Annotated in this window: 18 protein-coding genes, 1 tRNA gene and 2 pseudogenes; 8 read left to right on the forward strand and 13 right to left on the reverse strand. The window is 68.3% G+C overall.

Annotated elements, in window-relative coordinates; translation table 11 throughout:
- The first annotated feature begins 50 nt into the window (after window positions 1-50).
- Entirely contained in the window at window positions 51-1,052 is a 1,002-nt protein-coding gene (locus ACWDAS_RS33635; protein ID WP_450398479.1) for a carbohydrate ABC transporter permease, read from the forward strand.
- Window positions 1,049-1,912, forward strand: a complete 864-nt coding sequence (locus ACWDAS_RS33640) for a carbohydrate ABC transporter permease (protein ID WP_450398481.1) — start codon at window positions 1,049-1,051, stop codon at window positions 1,910-1,912. Before ACWDAS_RS33635 ends, ACWDAS_RS33640 begins: the two co-directional genes overlap by 4 nt.
- Before the next feature lie 431 nt (window positions 1,913-2,343).
- Here ACWDAS_RS33640 and ACWDAS_RS33645 read toward each other — a convergent pair whose 3' ends face one another.
- Window positions 2,344-2,829, reverse strand: a complete 486-nt coding sequence (locus ACWDAS_RS33645) for an RrF2 family transcriptional regulator (RefSeq protein ID WP_450398483.1) — start codon at window positions 2,827-2,829, stop codon at window positions 2,344-2,346.
- 510 nt (window positions 2,830-3,339) lie between these two features.
- Here ACWDAS_RS33645 and ACWDAS_RS33650 point away from each other — a divergent pair.
- Together ACWDAS_RS33650 and ACWDAS_RS33655 are read left to right on the forward strand one after the other, a co-directional pair.
- A pseudogene (locus ACWDAS_RS33650) lies at window positions 3,340-3,597 on the forward strand (NAD(P)/FAD-dependent oxidoreductase); the annotation flags it as partial.
- A 121-nt stretch (window positions 3,598-3,718) separates the two neighbouring features.
- On the forward strand, window positions 3,719-4,558 hold the full coding sequence (locus ACWDAS_RS33655) for an NAD(P)/FAD-dependent oxidoreductase (RefSeq protein ID WP_450398484.1): 840 nt from the start codon (window positions 3,719-3,721) through the stop codon (window positions 4,556-4,558).
- Between the two features lie 436 nt (window positions 4,559-4,994).
- Here the strand turns inward: ACWDAS_RS33655 and ACWDAS_RS33660 are convergent, their stop codons facing one another.
- From ACWDAS_RS33660 to ACWDAS_RS33675, 4 genes are all read right to left on the reverse strand, one after another.
- A complete protein-coding gene (locus tag ACWDAS_RS33660) occupies window positions 4,995-5,447 on the reverse strand; it encodes a hypothetical protein (RefSeq protein ID WP_450398486.1) in 453 nt (150 codons plus the stop codon).
- Window positions 5,448-5,801: 354 nt separating this feature from the next.
- Window positions 5,802-6,320, reverse strand: coding sequence for a hypothetical protein (locus tag ACWDAS_RS33665; protein WP_450398488.1), 519 nt, complete (start codon window positions 6,318-6,320; stop codon window positions 5,802-5,804).
- A complete protein-coding gene (locus tag ACWDAS_RS33670; RefSeq protein WP_450398489.1) occupies window positions 6,310-6,597 on the reverse strand; it encodes a hypothetical protein in 288 nt (95 codons plus the stop codon). The genes ACWDAS_RS33665 and ACWDAS_RS33670 overlap by 11 nt, the downstream gene beginning before the upstream one ends.
- 196 nt (window positions 6,598-6,793) lie before the next feature.
- Window positions 6,794-7,567, reverse strand: a complete 774-nt coding sequence (locus tag ACWDAS_RS33675; protein WP_450398490.1) for a class I SAM-dependent methyltransferase — start codon at window positions 7,565-7,567, stop codon at window positions 6,794-6,796.
- A 442-nt stretch (window positions 7,568-8,009) separates the two neighbouring features.
- Between ACWDAS_RS33675 and ACWDAS_RS33680 the strand changes: the two genes are divergently transcribed.
- Window positions 8,010-8,867: a calcium-binding protein gene (locus ACWDAS_RS33680; protein ID WP_450398492.1), complete on the forward strand. Its 858-nt coding sequence runs from the start codon at window positions 8,010-8,012 to the stop codon at window positions 8,865-8,867.
- A gap of 64 nt (window positions 8,868-8,931) precedes the next feature.
- Window positions 8,932-9,204, forward strand: coding sequence for a hypothetical protein (locus ACWDAS_RS33685; RefSeq protein WP_450398494.1), 273 nt, complete (start codon window positions 8,932-8,934; stop codon window positions 9,202-9,204).
- A gap of 220 nt (window positions 9,205-9,424) precedes the next feature.
- Here the strand turns inward: ACWDAS_RS33685 and ACWDAS_RS33690 are convergent.
- The 5 genes from ACWDAS_RS33690 to sucC all read right to left on the reverse strand — a co-directional run bounded on the left by ACWDAS_RS33690 (window position 9,425) and on the right by sucC (window position 13,653).
- A tRNA-Leu gene (locus tag ACWDAS_RS33690) sits at window positions 9,425-9,509 on the reverse strand.
- A 157-nt stretch (window positions 9,510-9,666) separates the two neighbouring features.
- On the reverse strand, window positions 9,667-11,214 hold the full coding sequence (locus tag ACWDAS_RS33695; RefSeq protein WP_450398495.1) for an aldehyde dehydrogenase family protein: 1,548 nt from the start codon (window positions 11,212-11,214) through the stop codon (window positions 9,667-9,669).
- A gap of 11 nt (window positions 11,215-11,225) precedes the next feature.
- Window positions 11,226-11,645: a carbonic anhydrase gene (locus ACWDAS_RS33700; protein ID WP_450398497.1), complete on the reverse strand. Its 420-nt coding sequence runs from the start codon at window positions 11,643-11,645 to the stop codon at window positions 11,226-11,228.
- Entirely contained in the window at window positions 11,642-12,517 is an 876-nt protein-coding gene (gene sucD, locus ACWDAS_RS33705; protein WP_450398499.1) for a succinate--CoA ligase subunit alpha, read from the reverse strand. The genes ACWDAS_RS33700 and sucD overlap by 4 nt, the downstream gene beginning before the upstream one ends.
- Window positions 12,518-12,522: 5 nt before the next feature.
- Window positions 12,523-13,653, reverse strand: a complete 1,131-nt coding sequence (gene sucC / locus ACWDAS_RS33710) for an ADP-forming succinate--CoA ligase subunit beta (RefSeq protein WP_450398500.1) — start codon at window positions 13,651-13,653, stop codon at window positions 12,523-12,525.
- Window positions 13,654-13,838: 185 nt separating this feature from the next.
- On the opposite strand from sucC, the pseudogene ACWDAS_RS33715 reads away from it, so the two are divergent.
- Both ACWDAS_RS33715 and ACWDAS_RS33720 read left to right on the forward strand, forming a co-directional pair.
- Window positions 13,839-14,322 (forward strand): annotated as a pseudogene (locus ACWDAS_RS33715) (thiamine pyrophosphate-binding protein); the annotation flags it as partial.
- Between the two features lie 189 nt (window positions 14,323-14,511).
- Complete coding sequence (locus tag ACWDAS_RS33720) at window positions 14,512-15,903, forward strand: OFA family MFS transporter (RefSeq protein WP_450398502.1); 1,392 nt, start codon at window positions 14,512-14,514, stop codon at window positions 15,901-15,903.
- Between the two features lie 248 nt (window positions 15,904-16,151).
- Here ACWDAS_RS33720 and ACWDAS_RS33725 read toward each other — a convergent pair whose 3' ends face one another.
- The 3 genes from ACWDAS_RS33725 to ACWDAS_RS33735 all read right to left on the reverse strand — a co-directional run bounded on the left by ACWDAS_RS33725 (window position 16,152) and on the right by ACWDAS_RS33735 (window position 17,467).
- A complete protein-coding gene (locus ACWDAS_RS33725) occupies window positions 16,152-16,376 on the reverse strand; it encodes a DUF6011 domain-containing protein (RefSeq protein ID WP_450398504.1) in 225 nt (74 codons plus the stop codon).
- 84 nt (window positions 16,377-16,460) lie between these two features.
- Complete coding sequence (locus ACWDAS_RS33730; protein WP_450398506.1) at window positions 16,461-16,799, reverse strand: chorismate mutase; 339 nt, start codon at window positions 16,797-16,799, stop codon at window positions 16,461-16,463.
- 29 nt (window positions 16,800-16,828) lie between these two features.
- Window positions 16,829-17,467 (reverse strand): LysE family translocator, encoded by a 639-nt coding sequence (locus ACWDAS_RS33735; protein ID WP_450398508.1) that lies wholly within the window; start codon window positions 17,465-17,467, stop codon window positions 16,829-16,831.
- Between the last annotated feature and the right edge of the window lie 39 nt (window positions 17,468-17,506).

Here is a 17,506-nt window from a genome sequence, read left to right on the forward strand (position 1 = left end):
CTCCGTGCCCGGCCGGGGCCGCTCGGCGTTCCCCCGAAGAAGGACACCTCGTGACCACCACCATCCCGACAGCCACCGCGCGTCCTGTCCCAAGGCTCCGCAAGGGCCGAGGTGACGGCCGCCTCGCGGCCGCCCTGCTCTCTCCCACCCTCCTCGTCCTCGGCCTGGTCATCGCCTATCCGCTGGTGGCCGCCATAAGGGCCTCCCTCTTCCAGGAAGGCCAGGGCCTCGACGCCGACGGCTTCGTGGTGGAGGGGGAGCGATTCGCGGGTCTGCACAACTACACGGACGCGTTCTCAGGGGCCAACGCCTCGGTGTTCTGGAATGCCTTCTGGAACACCACGTTCTTCACCGTCACCACCGTGTCGATCGAGGTGCTCATCGGCATCGCGATGGCCATGGTCATGAACCACGTCCTGCGCGGGCGCGCCGTCGTCCGCGCGGCCGTTCTCGTGCCCTGGGCCATCCCCACGGCCGTCTCCGCGCTGCTGTGGCGGTGGGTCTTCGACGTCAACGGAATCGCCAATGCCCTGCTCGGCCGGCAGATCCTGTGGACCGCGGACGGGTGGCAGGCGAAGGTGGCGGTGATCGTCGCCGACACCTGGAAGACCGCGCCGTTCATCGGCCTCCTGGTGCTCGCGGGTCTGCAGTTGATACCCCGTGAACTCTACGAGGCGGCACGGGTCGACGGCGCCGGTCCCTGGCGCCAGTTCCGCAGCATCACACTGCCCCTGGTCAAACCCACTTTGCTGATCGCCGTCCTGTTCCGCATCCTGGACGCGCTGCGCATGTTCGACCTGCCGTTCGTCCTGATCGGCGGGCGGAAGCACGAGGTGGAGACGCTGGCGATGCTCGCGTACTACGAGGCCAGCAATGTGCGCTACGGCCCGGCGGCCGCCTACGCGACCCTCCTGTTCGCTTACGTCGTCATCGTGGCGTTCGCCTTCGTGAAACTGCTCGGCACGGACCTCATCGGAGAGGCCAGAGCCCGCCGGCGTACCGCCCGCACAACCCGGACGCCCGCCCCGGCACGAAAGGCCACCACCGCATGAGCGCCACCGACCACCCCGCGCCGGCCCCGGCCCGGCGGCTTCGCCCGAAGGCCCTGCTGCGGGCCCTGGGCATCGCCGCCATCGTCTTCTACTGTCTCGCGCCGTTCTACTGGATGGTCGTGTCGAGCTTTCGGCGCCCGACCGACCAGTTCCAGCTCTCGCTGCTGCCCCAGCCGTGGTCCGGCGCCAACTTCGCCGCGGTCTTCAGGCCGGACGTCGGCTTCCAGCGCTCGCTGCTCAACAGCCTCGTCGTGGCCGGCGTGACCACCGCGCTCACGCTGCTGGTCGGCACCGTCGCGGCCTATGCGCTGGCCCGCCTGGAATTCCGCTTCAAGGGCCTGGTCGCGGCAGTCATCATCGCCACGTCCATGTTCCCCGGAATCTCGCTCATCATCCCGTTGTTGAGGCTCTTTTCGGACATCGGCTGGATCAACACCTACCAGGCCATGGTGATCCCCAGCATGTCCTTCGCCCTTCCGCTGGCCGTGTGGACTCTCACCGCGTTCTTCCGCCAGCTGCCGGCGGAACTAGAGCAAGCCGCCATGGTGGACGGCTGTACGCGGGGGCAGGCATTCCGGAAGGTCATCATCCCCATCGCCGCGCCGGGCATCTTCACCACGGCGATCATCACCTTCATCGCGGCCTGGAACGAATTCATCATCGCCCTTTCCATGGTCAACCAGAAGTCGATGCAGACGGCGACCGTCGCCATCTCGCGCTTCACCGGCGCCTATCGCTTCGACCAGCCGTACGGCACGCAGATGGCGGCCGGTGTCCTGGTCACGGTCCCGCTTGTCATCGCCGTACTTCTCTTCCAGCGGCGGATCATCGCCGGACTGACCGCCGGCGGCGTGAAGTAGGGGAAAGGCGCCAGGGGCAGCTGCGCTCAGCGGGACCAGGCCCGCACCGGCCCGAGTACGGCGAGCCGAAGCCTCCGATCAGATCTCGCGCCCCCCGGAAGCCTCCGCCCGCTCCGCCGTGGAGGTCGTGTACGTGTGTGCGTGGACGACGAGCTTCCGGCGCTTTCCCGGTCGGCCCACGTCATCCCTTCCGGCCCGTCCGGCGCGGGAACCTGGACCGCCTACGCCCGGGTTCGCCCCGGCCGCTGCGCGGCTTCGACGACGGCATCGAGAGAGGCCGCCCATTCGGCAGTCTCCTCGGGTCGCGGTCGGGGACCTGATCGATTTCGTCGGCCGATTTCGCGTGACGTCGATCAGGGTGATCGCCTTTCGTCTGGCCCTGACACCGCGGCCCCGTCAACCCCGATCAGGGTGCCGCGCGGGGAAAACAATCAGTCGCGCCCAAGCCCCTGGCGAATATGCGCCGCCAAGGTCGGATTGAGTGCGTCGGTCGCGACCTGCACGTCGGCGAGACTCTGCTCGGCCAGCGCCTTCCGCCAAGCCGCTTCCGCTCGCCTCATGGCGGTATTCACCATGCACGGCCGGGCGAAGACGCCATCGGGGCACCGCTCACCGATGGTGCCGCACCGGCGGATCTCGGAGCAGCTGAAGAGCGGCTCCTCCCCTTCGACGGCCAGGACCACGTCCAGCAGCGACACCTCCTCAAGGGGGCGAGCCAGCCGGAAGCCGCCCCGCGCACCCGGCACGGACTCCAGCAGGCCGGCCTTGACCAGCTGCTGCAGCTGCTTGTTCAGGTAGGACGGCGACAGGTCGTGACCGGCGGCCAGCTGCGCGGTCGCCACCGGCTCGCCGTCACCCAGCCACGCCAGGTTGAGCAGCGTGTGCATCGCCCACTCGACACCCTTGCCCGTTCGCATAACTGGATGCTAGGCATCCAGTTTCCGATTCGTCAATGACTCCATGTGTGCTCGAAATGCCATGTCGAGCTCCATGCCATGCCACAAACGTCGCGGACGGGATGGGTGGCGGCAAGATCCCCGGCGTGGATGCCGAGCTTCATGCGGCGACCGACAGCGCGCGTGACGTGACCGACCGACATGCCATGCCGCAAAGGACGCGGACCGGATGGGCTCTACGAGTGCTTGACGGATCAGAACCTGGATGCATAGTATCCAGTTACAAGACGGGCAAGGCCACCGGCGCGGCGCCATGGCGTCAGCTTCACGCGGCCACGCATGGCGAAGATCGCCATGGGGCGGGCTGGAGCGCCCTGCCGAAAAGCGCTGGCCGAGCAGAGTCTCGCCGACCTGCAGGCCGCGGCCGACATACACACTCCCCCTCCTGGCGGCACAGGTTCGTCGGGCTTGGGTGGGAGTGGATCTTTCCCTGCGCGGTCCGACCGCGCATTTTTCCGGAGGTGAATCTGGATGAAAAATATCCTGGTTATTGGCGGTGGGTTCGCCGGCGTGTGGAGTGCAGCTGCCGCCGTACGTGCTGCACGTGCCCACGGTGTGCCGCAGTCGCAGCTGCAGGTGACGGTCGTCAGCAGCGGTGATGACCTGGTGATCCGTCCGCGTCTTTACGAGGCCGATCCGGAGGGGATGCGGGTGGCGCTGGACCGGGTGCTCGGTCCGATCGGAGTACGGCGGATCGCCGCGACCGTCACCGGCATCGACACCAGCACCCGAACGGTGAGCGCAGTCGACCGCAACGGCCAGAACACGGTGCTGAGCTATGACCGTTTGGTGCTGGCCACCGGCAGCCGGCTCGTGCGCCCGACGATCCCCGGTTCCGAGTGGATTTTCGATGTGGACACCCCTGGACGCCGCCACCGCCCTCGACCACCACATGCGGCGGCTGCCGCAGCGCGCGCCGACGGCCGGTCGCTTCACCGCAGTCGTCGTCGGAGCGGGATTCACCGGCCTGGAGGTGGCCACCGAACTGACCGCCCGACTGCGGGAAGTGGCCGGTGACGCCGGTGATGTGCGCGTCGTCTTGGTGGAGCGCGCCGACGCCGTGGGCCCCGAGCTGGGCGAAGGCCCGCGCCCGCAGATCAGCTCTGCCCTGAGTGACCTCGGGGTCGAGGTGTACCTGGGCAAGTCTGTCGAGCGCGTCACTGAGAACGAGGTCCATCTCTCCGACGGCGAGATCATCGCGGCCTCCACCGTGATCTGGACGGCCGGCGTCGCCGCCAGCCCGCTCACCCAGTACATCCCCGGCGAGCGCGACCGGCACGGGCGACTGCGGGTGGATGAGTTCCTGCGCGTCATCGGAGCGCCCGAGGTGTTCGCGACAGGTGACACCGCAGCGGCCGCCGCCGACGCGGAGCACACGGTCATGCAGAGCTGCCAGCACGCCATCCCTCTGGGCAAGTTCGCCGGCCACAACGTGGCTGCCGATGTTCTCGGGCTGGACCCTGCCGCCTATGTCCCCAACCCGTACGTCACCTGCCTGGACTTGGGACCCAGTGGCGCGGTCGTCACCCTGGGCTGGGACCGGGTCGTCCAGAAGACCGGAGAGAAGGGCAAGGCACTGAAGCGTCAGATCAACGCCGTATGGATCTACCCCCCGGTCGACGACGCCGAAGCCATCCTCAAGCTCGCCAACCACGAGGACACCTGGTCCATGGAGGAAGTCCTCGCCTGACCGGCAACCCGAACTAAACGACGCCGGCCACCCACACCCTCGAGCATCCCCTTGTCTGTGGCGGCCGGGTGACAACAGGGTCCACGCGGTGCGGTCCGGGCTTTCGCCCATCGGGCTGCACCGCGAACCCGATACCGCTGCGGATCATTCACCTGCCCGGCGTGACCCAGGTATTCGCCCAGAGCGACGTGCGGGGAGCATAGCTCCTCACGCTTTGGATAACGGTACCCAGACAGACATTTCGCCCGAGCTCGGAGTGTGCTGCCTAGAGAAGCTCCAAGGCTCGACCGAGAAATCCATCGGCAAGTCGCCCAAGCTGCTCCATGGAGACTTTGGCTATGCTTCCTGAAAAGCTTGACGACAGCTCAATGTGATCCAGAACCAGGTTTCGAGCGACGCCGAAAGCCAGTTCCGACGTGCGTCTGCACGCCTCCGCCTACCTGGGTTGACGGCCGCCGCCCTGGACAGTCGCGATCCGAATCGCATACCAGCCGGTCACGTACGCAAGCGCCATGTGCCCCAAAAAGAAGCTTTGAATGGCCGTCCCCTCCGAGATAATAAATTCCGGGAACCCTTCAGCGGTAAAGACGTGCAGCATCCAGGAATCTCCCGCAAACGAAACACATACCACGGCCAGGGGCGCGACCTTCGATCGCATCACCCAATGCGCTGAAAGAGGCGCCAACAGCATCCAGGAAATGAGCCCATCGGCAAGGCCGGAGATGCCACCGAACAAGCACCCAAGAACAGGAAATACAGAACTCGAATAGAAGGATATTTCAGCGCCTCCCCCCAGCAGCAAGCCGGAGATCATCGCGATCCCGGGCATACTGACGAAGAGGCGAAACCTCCATGCGTCCACGTTCTGAGATGCATGCGGTTCGGTCACCTGAAATCACCCGTCCATGGAATTGGATTTGCCACTTCCAGCCCCGCGTCGCCCTTCCCCCAAAGTAACGGACTCCAGGGCGCCCCTGCCGGCCATCCGAAGATGGCGGGCAGGGGCCGCAGCACCAGATGCTACGGGATGTCGCCCTTCCTCGCGTACATATCTGATTCTATGTACGCGCGAGCCATGCGCTTGACGTACAAGACGGTCAGTGCGGAATTACCGCCGGCCATCCCCACCGCACGCATTCCGACCGCACGGCCGAATTCGTTGTTCACGAGATCCACCGGATGGTCGTCTGGGGGACGGTTCAGGCACAGGGACTGCTTGCGCTTCGGCCCCTCGCCGCGCCTGTCATGCCTTGAGCGCGTATACGTACACCGTCACCTTTTCCCCTTCGCCCACTGCCAGAATTTCGAATTCGCAACCGCACTCCGGTCTTCCGTGGAGCAGCGCCCCCCGGTGGTCGGCAGATTCCGAAATGCTCCAACCTGCTTCGTCTTCTTCGACGGAAGAGATCAGATTCATGCCGACCTCCAGGTGCTGACCCGGCTCGATGCCCTCCACAAAGCTCTCCGCCCCACTTTCGTCGGTGGAAAACTTCAAGGCCATCGCGTCACCCTGATATTTTCCGAAGTCTCGATACGAGACATCCTTCACGCCGGGCGGCAACGCTATTTGGAATTCCTTCAAGATCACAGCAAGCGGTCTGGTGTCGAAATTAAGGGATGGAGAGCTGAAGAAGTAGCCGACTGCGGCCAGCGGCCCTCCGCAGAGAAGCAGCGAAAGAACTCCGGCAATCAGTAGGCCCCTTCCCGGCCGGCGACGGATCGCACGGCCAGGGAGGTCTGACTTGCCCTGACTATCCACCATAGCTCAGCAGTCCAGTGGTTCCGTACACGTCAAATTCCCCAGCTAGACCTGCTTCGTGCAGCCGCGCGAACGGCGCGAAGTCGATTCCGGCGAAAGTGTCGCCGTAGTCGAAGTTCCAGTCCTTGTACACCTGGACACGGTAACTGATCGCCGCTTTTTGCCGCACGTCAACCGTACCCGTGATGCGGTACTGACCACCGCGCAGGGCTACCACCCAGTCCTGATTGCCGTTCCTGATAGAACTAAGCACTTTTGCGCCGAACCAGCCGCTATCCACAACGTACTTTCCAGAGCCTCGAGCGATCGCCCTGCTACGCAGGACCTCGAGGTTGTTGTGAATCCTCTCTGCGAAGCCAACCTGCTCGGCGAGATCCGCTGAGGCCGGCCCTTGACGGGACTGCTGATTATGAAGGTGCTAATGGCGCAAGCGGGGCGATGAGGTCGGCGTCTTGGGTGCACTCCTCCTGTGCCCTCTAATCCGCTTGCAGGACGAAGAACAGGAAGCACAGGAAGCGTGGCTTGACCTCGGGGAACAGGTCACGAGCAGCAGGGTCAGGATCCGGCTCGCTGATGACCCTGATCCGGAAGCCTGCTGCGGTGAAGGCGTCAGTCATCGCGTGTAGCGGCCTGTTCCAAAAGCGCAGCCGGGCGGTCCGGCCGCCCATGGACCACTCCTCGATCCGGTCGTAGGTCGCGAAGTAGTCAGTCTTGTTCCCGGCCAGGTACTCGAGGCCGTGGATGGCGAAGGGGTGGTCGACGGACATGATCAGCCGACCGCCGGGCTTGAGTACCCGTCGCAGCTCGGTCAGCGCCGGCCCCCAGTCCTCCAGGTAGTGCAGCACCAGGGACGCGACGACGTCGTCGAAGGTGTCGTCAGCGTAGGGAAGGGGGCTGCCCAGGGCGGCCACCTGCAGGTCGGCATCCTCGCCGAGTCGACGTCGGGCCAGCTCCAGCATCCCGGCGCTCGCATCGAAGCCGCTGACGATCGCGCCACGGTCACGCAGCGCCGCGAACAAGGGTCCGGAGCCGCAGCCGGCGTCGAGGATCCGCCGGCCGGCCACGTTCCCGGCGAGGGTCAGCATCGCGGGACGCTCGTAGTAGGCGTTGATGAGGTTGGTTTCGTTCTCGCTCGTGTACGCCTCGGCAAAGCTGTCGTAGTCGTTGACCCTCGGCGGATCCACAGTCACAGCAGTCGGCGAGGCAGCTCCGGTGTGACCCGCGTGCCCTTGCTGGTCGTCAGAAGTCATGGTGCGGGAGACGTAGGCCGCACCAGTTCGGTTCCTGGCCTAACCATTGACACGTCTGCCCGCAGAGCCCGTCTGCGACCTCTGTTCGGCTCAACTCACAGATCTTCGGGCAGGTCCTGGCGCAGTCGACCCGCACGTGATCACGAAACCGCACTGGAGTACTAGCCGGTCACAGTTCAGCCGGTGATGAAGCGGATGCGCGAACTCGGCACTCAAGGCATCGCATCTCCTGCTCATTTCTCATCCGACTCGCGTGGCGGGTGGGGGTGTCATCCGACTACCGTGGCGGGTGGCTGGTTGTTTTCCCACCCCGGCCGGGGCAACGATCGGGCCGGTTCGGCAGTCGTAGAGAGTGACACATATCGGTCTCCTGCGCTCGCCGCCAACTGCCCCCGCACGCGGTGTGGTTGGCTGCAAGGCCTGTCATCCCTGGGAGGGATTCATGAGACGCTTCGCCGCACCACCTGGCGACAGACAAAGCGGCGGGCGGGACATCCCCTCACCCATCGCCACCGCACGTGCCATACGGCGCAAGCCCGTCGGACGCGCCACAGGCCGCGGCGTCGTGGTGGGGGCCGTCGCCGTTTTGCTGGCGGGGGTCGGCACCTCGGCCGATGCCGCGCCCAGCAACCCGGTGGTCAGCGGTGCCACCGTCAACTCCGGACATGACGTCATCGTAGGTACAACGCACAACGTGCAGTTCCCGGTCACGGTCACCGGATCCGATGACGCCGGTCTGTCTTTCGCCGATGTGGATCTGAAGGGGCCGCACGGCGGTTTCTACACCACTGATGCGTTCTGCGAGACCGCGACGGCGTGCACGACGGTGTTCACCGTCAACGCCCACCCGACTCCGGGCGGCGACGACCCAGTGGACCTGTCCAACAGCAACGCGGGAACATGGTCAGTCGACGCCTTGGTCGACACCAACGACGGCGATTCCGTTTTTGCCCCCGGCGTGGGGTCGTTCCGCCTCAAGCGTGCCGCGCGGCTCACGGTCAACGCCTCACCGGAACCGGTGGCCAAGGGCGCACGTATCACCATCACCGGCAAGCTCGTGCGGGCCAACTGGGACACCTACCGGTATGCGGGATACGCGGGCCAAGCCGTGAAACTGCAGTTCCGCCCGAAGGGCAGCAGCACCTACACCACGGTGGCCACGGTGAACACCAGCGGCACCGGCACCCTTCGCACCACGGTCAAGGCAGTCAAAGACGGCTACTGGCGGTGGAGCTTCACCGGCACCAACACCACCGGCCCGGCCAAGGCCACCGGCGACTACGTCGATGTGCGTCCCTGATCTGAGGTTCCCCCGCCGCGTGGGAGGTGCTGACCAGCTGGTCAGGGCGGGTTGGCGTGCCCGGGTGACCGGGCCGTCATGCTCGAACCGGACGCGCTCGGGCAGCATCCGGCGCGAAGCCCTCGACCACGTCCCCATCCTGAACGAGGCCCGCGCCCGGCACGTCTTGACCGCCCACGAGCGGCACTACAACGACCACCGCCCCCACCGGGCCCGCACCCAACGACCTCCGGGCGCCGACCAGCAGCCGATCACCGTGCACGAGCTCGGAGGCCGCAGGCTCCTACGCACCCGCATCCTCGGCGGTGTCATCGATGAGTACCGATACGCGGCCTGACCTGCAGCGACGACTTTCCGAGCCCCACAAGATCCCGCTCAACGCGCAACAGATCCGGCAGATCACCGAGAGTCTTGGAGATATTGCACAGCGCATCCAGACCGCCGCCGTCGAGAAGAAAGGCCCCCTCTACGAGGCACTGGGCATCGCCATTGGCTACGAACACGCAACGAGGACCGCGATCGCAAGATCGAGGTCCTCACCGTATCGTCAATCGTTGTGTCCGAGGGGGGACTTGAACCCCCACGCCCGATAAAGGGCACTAGCACCTCAAGCTAGCGCGTCTGCCATTCCGCCACCCGGACCAGGTGATGCGACCGCGGGGCTGGCCCCGCGGCGACATGGACAACGATACCAAGGATTCGGAGTGGGTTTCACCTGCGTATCCGCGGGGTGCGCGGGGATACGCCGGGGTGCCGGGGCCACGACGGCCCCGGCGGCCGGCGACCGGGTCACGGGCGGCTACGCCGCCCGCTCCGGCATCAGGTGGTAGTCCGGGAAGTTGCCCGGCGGGCGCTCGTCCGCCGGGCCCTCGGTGACGGCGCGGACCAGCAGCTCGCCGCCGACGAAGGCGCCGCGCCAGGAGGCGCCGAAGCCGCCGAAGAGCTCGGCGCGGTCGCCTCGGGAGCGGGGCTTGTTGTGGCCGACCTTGAAGGCGCGGATCTGCGGGGCGAGACGGGCGTAGGTCTCCTCGTCGTCGGTGGACAAGGTGGCGACGAGGGCGCCGTTGCTGGCGTTCATGGCGGCCAGCAGCTCCGCCTCGGTGTCGACCAGGACGATCGTGTCGACCGGGCCGAAGGGCTCCGCGTGGTGCAGCGGGGAGGTGGAGGGCGGGTTGAGGAGGGTGACGGGCGGCAGGTAGGCGGAGGTGTCCTGGCCGGGCAGGAGCCGGGCGTCGGCGAGGCTGCCGCGGTGCAGCGGGATCGCGCCGCGGTCGACGGCCTCGGCGACGAGGTCTCCGAGCTCCTTGGCCTTGGCCGCGTTGATGAGCGGCCCGAAGTCGAGCTCGGGGAGGTCGTCCCCGGGGTTCTCGACGGCGAGTGGGTGGCCGAGGCGTACGGAGCGCACGGCCGGCAGATACGCGGACAGGAAGTCGGCGAAGAGTTCGCGCCGCACGACGAAGCGGGGGTAGGCGGTGCAGCGCTGCTTGGCGTAGTCGAAGGTCCTGCGGATATGACCCGCCAGGGTGTCCCAGTCGCTGTAGTCCCACACGCCCCAGGCGTTGAGACCCTCCTGTTCCAGGACGTGGCGTTTGCCGAGGTCGGCGACGTGCGAGGCGACCCGGCCGCCCGCGTCCCGGCCGCCGACGAAGGAGACGCAGCCGACCTCGGGCGCCCGCACCAGCGCCTCGGAGAGTTCGCCGCCGCTGCCGCTGACCAGGGTCACCGGTACGTCCTCGCGGGCGATGAGCGCGCACGCGAGGGTGAGGCAGGCCAGGCCCCCGTCGGTGGGGGTCTTGGCGATGACGGCGTTGCCGGCGAGCGCCTGCACGAGCATGGCGTGGACGAGGACGCTCATGGGGTAGTTCCAGCTGGCGATGTTGCTGACCGGTCCGGGCAGTGGCGTCCGGTCGGCGAGCATGCCGTCGATCTCGTCGACGTACCAGCGCACGCCGTCGACGGCCCGGTCGACGTCTGCCTGGGCGAGCCGCCATGGCTTGCCGATCTCCCAGACCAGGAGCAGGGAGAGCAGCTCGCGATGCTCGGTGAGGGCGTCCAGGGCGGCCGCGACCCGTGCTTTGCGCTCGGGAAGGGGGACGTCGCACCAGGCGCGGTGCTGGTCGAGGGAGGCGCGGACCGCCCGGTGGGCGGTGCCGGCGTCCAGGCGGGGCAGCCCGGCGATGGGGGTGCCGTCGACGGGGCTGGTGGTCGGCAGGACACGGCCGTCGGCCTGCCAGGTCCCGGCCCACAGGTTGAGCACGCGGTCGTCGTGGAACGCCTCGGGGGCGGCCTGGAGACAGCGCCTCCACGCGTCCGTCCAGGCCGTTCCGGGTTTGAGGATGAGGGTCATGGGTTCTCCGCTCATTCGGGGCGGATCTCGCGCAGCGCACCACCGCGCGTGTAGAGGAATCCCCGCACCAGCTCGGTGTGGGGCAGCTCGGTGCCGGCACGCAGACGCGCCATGCACGCACGCAGGTCGTCGGCCGGGTCGCTCAGTGCCGCGCAGTCCTCGTGGTGGACCAGCACGATCTCGCGGGTGCCGCCTCGTAGCTGACTCAGTCGGAGCGAACGGAGCGTGTCGTCGTTGACACACCCGCCCGCGTTGCGGATGACATGGGCGTCGCCCGGACGCAGCCCGAACATCGTCTCGACGCCGAGCCGTGCGTCCATGCACGCGACGATAGCGACTCCGGTCTGGGGCTGCTTCTTTTCGGGGGCGAGTGGTGTGAGTGTCGCGCCCACGTCGTACCTGCGGGTGAGCAGCTCCTCGGCGCCGCTCACCGCAGCAGTCCGCGTACGAGCCGCGCGGTGTCCGAGGGGGTGCTGCCGACGGCGACGCCCGCGGCCTCCAGCGTCTCCTTCTTGGCCCGGGCGGTGCCGGACGAGCCGGAGACGATGGCGCCCGCGTGACCCATGGTCCTGCCCTCGGGCGCGGTGAAGCCCGCGACATAGCCGACGACGGGCTTGGCGACCAGGCGGGAGATGTACGAGGCCGCGCGCTCCTCGGCGTCGCCGCCGATCTCGCCGATCATGACGATGAGGTCGGTGTCGGGGTCGTCCTGGAAGGCGCGCAGGCAGTCGATGTGCGTGGTGCCGATGACGGGGTCACCGCCGATGCCGACGGCGGTGGAGAAGCCCATGTCGCGCAGCTCGTACATCAGCTGGTAGGTGAGGGTGCCGGACTTCGACACCAGGCCGATCCGCCCGGCGGTGGTGATGTCGGCCGGGATGATGCCCGCGTTGGACTGTCCGGGGCTGATCAGGCCGGGGCAGTTGGGGCCGATGATGCGGGTGCCGGAGGCGACGGCGCGGGCGCGGAAGGCGACGGTGTCGTGGACGGGGACGCCCTCGGTGATGACGACGACGAGCCCGAGCCCGGCGTCGACGGCCTCGTCGACGGCGCCGCGCACGAACGGCGGCGGGACGAAGACGACGCTGGCGTCCGCGCCCGTGGCGCCGGCCGCCTCCTTGACCGACCCGAAGACCGGGACGATGCGCCCGTCGAACTCGGCCTGCGTGCCCGCCTTGCGCGGGTTGACGCCGCCCACGATGTCAGTCCCCGAGGCGAGCATGCGGCGGGTGTGCTTCATGCCCTCCGAGCCGGTCATGCCCTGGACGATCACCTTGCTGTTGCGGTCGATGAAGATGGCCATCGCGATCAGCTCCCTGCGGGCTCGGCGGCCCGCGCGGCCGCGCCGTCCATGGTGTCCAGCTGCTGTACGAACGGGTGCGCCGCGTCCTCGAGGATGGCGCGGCCGCGTTCGGCGTTGTTGCCGTCGAGGCGGACGACGAGGGGCTTGGTGAGTTCGACCAGGTCGAGGGCGTGGACGATGCCGTCGGCGACGGCGTCGCAGGCGGTGATGCCGCCGAAGACGTTGACGAGGACGGAGGAGACGTCGGGGTCGGAGAGGATGACGCCGAGGCCGTCGGCCATCACCTGGGCGGAGGCGCCGCCGCCGATGTCGAGGAAGTTCGCCGGGGCGCCCCCGTGGTGGGCGACCACGTCGAGGGTGCTCATCACCAGGCCGGCGCCGTTGCCGATGACGCCGACCGTACCGTCGAGCTTGACGTAGTTGAGGCCCTTCGCACGGGCGGCGGCCTCCAGGGGGTCGCCCTCGCCGGGGTCCTCGTAGGCCTCGTGGGCGGGGTGGCGGAAGCGGGCGTTGGCGTCGAGGGACACCTTGCCGTCGAGGGCGACGATGCGGCCTTCCCCGGTCCGTACGAGCGGGTTGACCTCGACCAGCAGGGCGTCCTCGGCGGTGAGGACCTCCCACAGGGCCACGAGGACGGGCACGGTCTCCTCGGGGAGGCCGGCCGCGGCGGCGATCTCCCGGGCCTTGTCCTCGGTGACGCCCTCGGCGGCGTCGACGGGGATGCGGGCCAGGGCCTCGGGCCGGGTGGCGGCGACCTCCTCGATGTCCATGCCGCCCTCGGCGGAGGCCATGGCGAGGAAGGTGCGCTCGGCGCGGTCGAGGAGGTAGGAGACGTAGTACTCGTCCCTGATGTCGGCGGTCCGGGCCAGCATGACCTTGCCGACGGTATGGCCCTTGATGTCCATGCCGAGGATGGCGCGGGCCTTCTCCTCCGCGTCCGCCGGGTCCGAGGCGAGCCTCACCCCGCCCGCCTTGCCCCGGCCGCCCGTCTTGACCTGGGCCTTCACCACGACCCGCCCGCCCAGGCGTTCGGCCGCGGCGCGGGCCGCGGCGGGGTCGTCCACCACGTGTGCGTCGAGCACGGGGACTCCGTGCCGCGCGAACAGCTCCCGTGCTTGGTACTCGAACAGATCCATCGTCAAACGCACCTGCCCTGTCTCGAGTCGAAAGATAATTCGGTGCACACCCCTGGACACCGGCTTGCCGATGCGGGATAAACGTCTGCATACAGTATTCGTCGCCTGTATGCAATGTACAGACTCGTGAACGGAATCGCCGCTCGACCCATCCACCGGCCCCGTCGGAAGGAACCGAACTCGCCATGTCCGAGGGCAACTCCGACCTCGTCTCCGGTGGCCACCTCGTCGCTCAGGCGCTCAAGGCCGAGGGTGTGGACGTCGTCTACACCCTCGACGGCGGCCGCATCATCGACATCCACGACGGCTGCGTCAACGAGGGCATCAAGGTGGTCGACGTACGCCACGAGCAGGTGGCCGCGCACGCCGCCGACGGCTGCGCCCGCATCACGGGCAGCCCCGGCTACGCCGTCGTCACCGCGGGCCCCGGCACCACCGACGCCGTCACCGGCGTGGCGAACGCCTTCCGGGCCGAGAGCCCCATGCTGCTGATCGGCGGCCAGGGGTCCCGCAGCCGGCACAGGACGGGATCGCCGCAGGACCTCCCGCACGTCGACCTGATGGCCCCGATCACCAAGTTCGCCGCCACCGTGCCCGACACGGCCCGCACGGCCGACATGGTGGCGATGGCCTTCCGCGAGTGCTTCCACGGCGCACCCGGTCATCCGGGCCGAGAACTCGGCCCGCCACCGACCCTGCCCGGACACCCCCGTCCCGGGCAGTCGCTCCCGCTTGCGGGGGAGCAGCACACCGGGCGGCATCGGACCCGAACCGCGAGGCCGGGCCGTTCCGGCAGCACCACACGAGAACCGTCCAGGGGGCGCTGGCACCGGCTCTTACGAGGCAAGGGGAACGACAATGGCGTCATCGACATCGTCTCAACCACCCATTCCCTACACGGAGGTGACGGACCGCAACGGCCGCACGTACCGGATCGGCGAATCCGACCGGGACATCATGGGGCGGCCCCGGTGGACCATGGTGATCCTCCCGTGGGTCGCCATGATGGCCATCAGCTCCTCGGAGTACGCGTTCACCTCCGCCGAGGACACGCTTTCCGAGGCGCACAACTGGCACGGCGCGCACATCTTCTGGCTGCTGGGCGTCTGGATCCTCTTCCAGGCGGCGGTGGCCTTCCCGGCAGGCAAGATGCGGGAGAACGGCACACTGTCGGCCCGCGCGGCGATGCTGCTGGGAGCGGCGGGCACCTTGATGGGCTATCTGTCGCTGGCCCACGCGCCCAGTGTCTTCTGGGCGTATCTGGGCTTCGGCTTCTTCGGCGGCGGCGGTGCCGGCATGGTCTACGCGACCTGCATCAACATGGTCGGCAAGTGGTATCCGGAACGGAAGGGCGGCAAGACCGGCTTCGTCAACGGCGGTTTCGCCTACGGGTCGGTGCCCTTCATCTTCCTCTTCAAGTCCTACATGGACCTCGGGAACTACGAGAACGTGCTGATCACGGTCGGCATCGGCCTGGCGCTCGCGGTCGCCGTCAGCGGCTTCTTCTTCCAGGACCCGCCGAAGAACTGGTGGCCGTCGCACATCGACCCGCTCGCGGTCTCCGACGACCCGCGCATCCGCCGGGCGCTGGAGAAGAACCCGCCTGCGGTGAAGCAGTACACGCCGATGGAGGCGGTCAGGACCGGTGTCCTGCCGCTGATGTGGTTCTGCCTGCTGTGTACGGCGGGTGTGAACATCTTCGGCATCTCGTTCCAGGTCGACTTCGGTGACGAGATGGGCTTCGCGGGCGGAATCGTGGCCCTGGCCATGAGCCTGAAGGCGATCGTCAACGGCACCGGCCGCGGTGTCATCGGCTGGATCTCCGACCGGTACGGGCGGCGCCAGACGCTGACCCTCGTCTGCGTGGTGCTGGGTCTGGCGCAGTTCGCGGTCTACTTCTCCGGTTCGATGGGCAGCATGCCGCTGTTCCTGCTGGCGTCGATGGTGTCGGGCTTCGGTGGCGGCGCGATCTTCCCGTTGTTCGCGGCGATGACCGCGGACTACTTCGGTGAGAACAACAACGCCTCCAACTACGGCCTGGTCTACAGCTCCAAGCTGGTCTCCGGCCTGGTCGGAGCGGGTCTCGGCAGTGTCGTGGTCAACGCCTGGGGTTACGGGGGCGCCTTCATGCTGGCCGGCTCCATCGGCCTGTTCACCGGTGGCCTGTCCCTGCTGCTGCGGCAGCCGGGCCGCCCCCGCGTCAAGGACATCCGGCCCAACCCGCAGCCCATCAGCCGGGAGATGGTCTGAGGTGACGGCGGAGCGGGCGGTCGCATCGGTCTCCACGGGCGTGCCGGCCCCGTCCGGCCTCCGGGAAGACACGAGGGTATGACGTGGTGCCTCAGCCGTGGCGGGCTCGCGCGGCTGGGGCACACGGCGAACGCCCGGGGACCGGGCGGCTCGAAGCCCCTGGCACCGAACCCCGGCACCGCACCCCGGTGCGAGGCCCGGGTCCGGTGCTTTCGTGCTGCTCCGTCGGCCGGCACTCCACGGGCCGGTCAGCCCGGGCGGCCGTCCCCGAAGAGCCCGTCCTGCTCCACCTCGAACCGCCGCCGGGGCGCCGGGGCGACGCGCTCCCGGAGCTTGCGCCGGCAGTCCTCGCCCAGGCCCCGGCGACGGGCTTCGCGGGAGGTGAGCGGCCGGCGGCACAGCCGGCACAGGACGGCCGTGGGCGACTGCGCGGGCTCGTCGAGACCGGGAAGCCGCGCGGGATCCTGGTCCATCACCGGGCCGTACCTCCAGGACGGGTCAGGCGCCGCGGCCGGTCGCGCGGACGCGGACGGTCATCGGCGCAAGGACTGCGGGGGTCACCGTCCGGCGGCGTCGTCCCTGTTGGAGGACTTGACGGCGATCGCCTTGTGATGCCGGATGACCTCCTCGACGATGAACTTGAGGAACTTCTCCGCGAAGGCCGGGTCGAGGTGCGCCTCCTCGGCCATCTGGCGGAGCCGCGCGATCTGCTCGGCCTCGCGCCGCGGGTCGGCGGGCGGCATGTTGTGCGCTGCCTTCAGCTCGCCCACCTGCTGCGTCGCCCTGAAGCGCTCCGCGAGGAGGTGGACCAGGGCCGCGTCCAGGTTGTCGATGCTGCCGCGCAGGTACCGCAGACGCTCCAGGGCGGCTGCGTCGTCCGCGTGTCCGTCGTCCATCCGGCCACCCTATCCAGCGGGCGCGGCGATCAGTCGGTACGCCCCGTCGCGGCGACGGTCACACCCAGGCCGATCATGGCCAGGCCGCCCGCGCCGCCGACCATCGACAGCCGGCGCGGTGAGCGGGCGAACCAGGAGCGGGCCGCTGCGGCGGCGAGGCCCATGCCGCTGTCGGAGACGAGCGCGATGGCGTTGAAGATCAGGCCGAGCAGCAGCATCTGCACGGGGACGTGCCCGGCGGCGCGGTCCACGAATTGCGGCAGCACGGCCGCGTAGAACACCATCGTCTTGGGGTTCGAGACCCCGACCACGAAGCCCTCCCCCAGCGTGCGCAGCGCGCCGCGCGCCGCCCCCGCGTCCCCGGAGACCATGGTGAGGGCCTTGCGCTGACGCAGCGCCTTCACCCCCAGGTACACCAGATAGCCGGCGCCCGCGAGCTTCAGCGCGGCGAACAGCAGCGCGGACCGCTCCACCACCGGCCCGACGCCGAGCGCGACGGCCCCGACGAGGACGTACGAGCCCAGTGTGTTCCCGGCGACGGAGGTCAGCGCGACACGGCGGCCGTGCGCCAGCGCGCGGCCGATGACGAAGAGCACGCTGGGGCCGGGGATGACCACGAGCACCAGCGAGACCAGGGCGAATGCCACCAGTCGGTCGAAGGACACCATGGCCGGAGGTTAATCGGGTATATCTTCCCGCGCACCACA

The sequence above is a fragment of the Streptomyces sp. NPDC001070 genome (genome assembly GCF_053598835.1).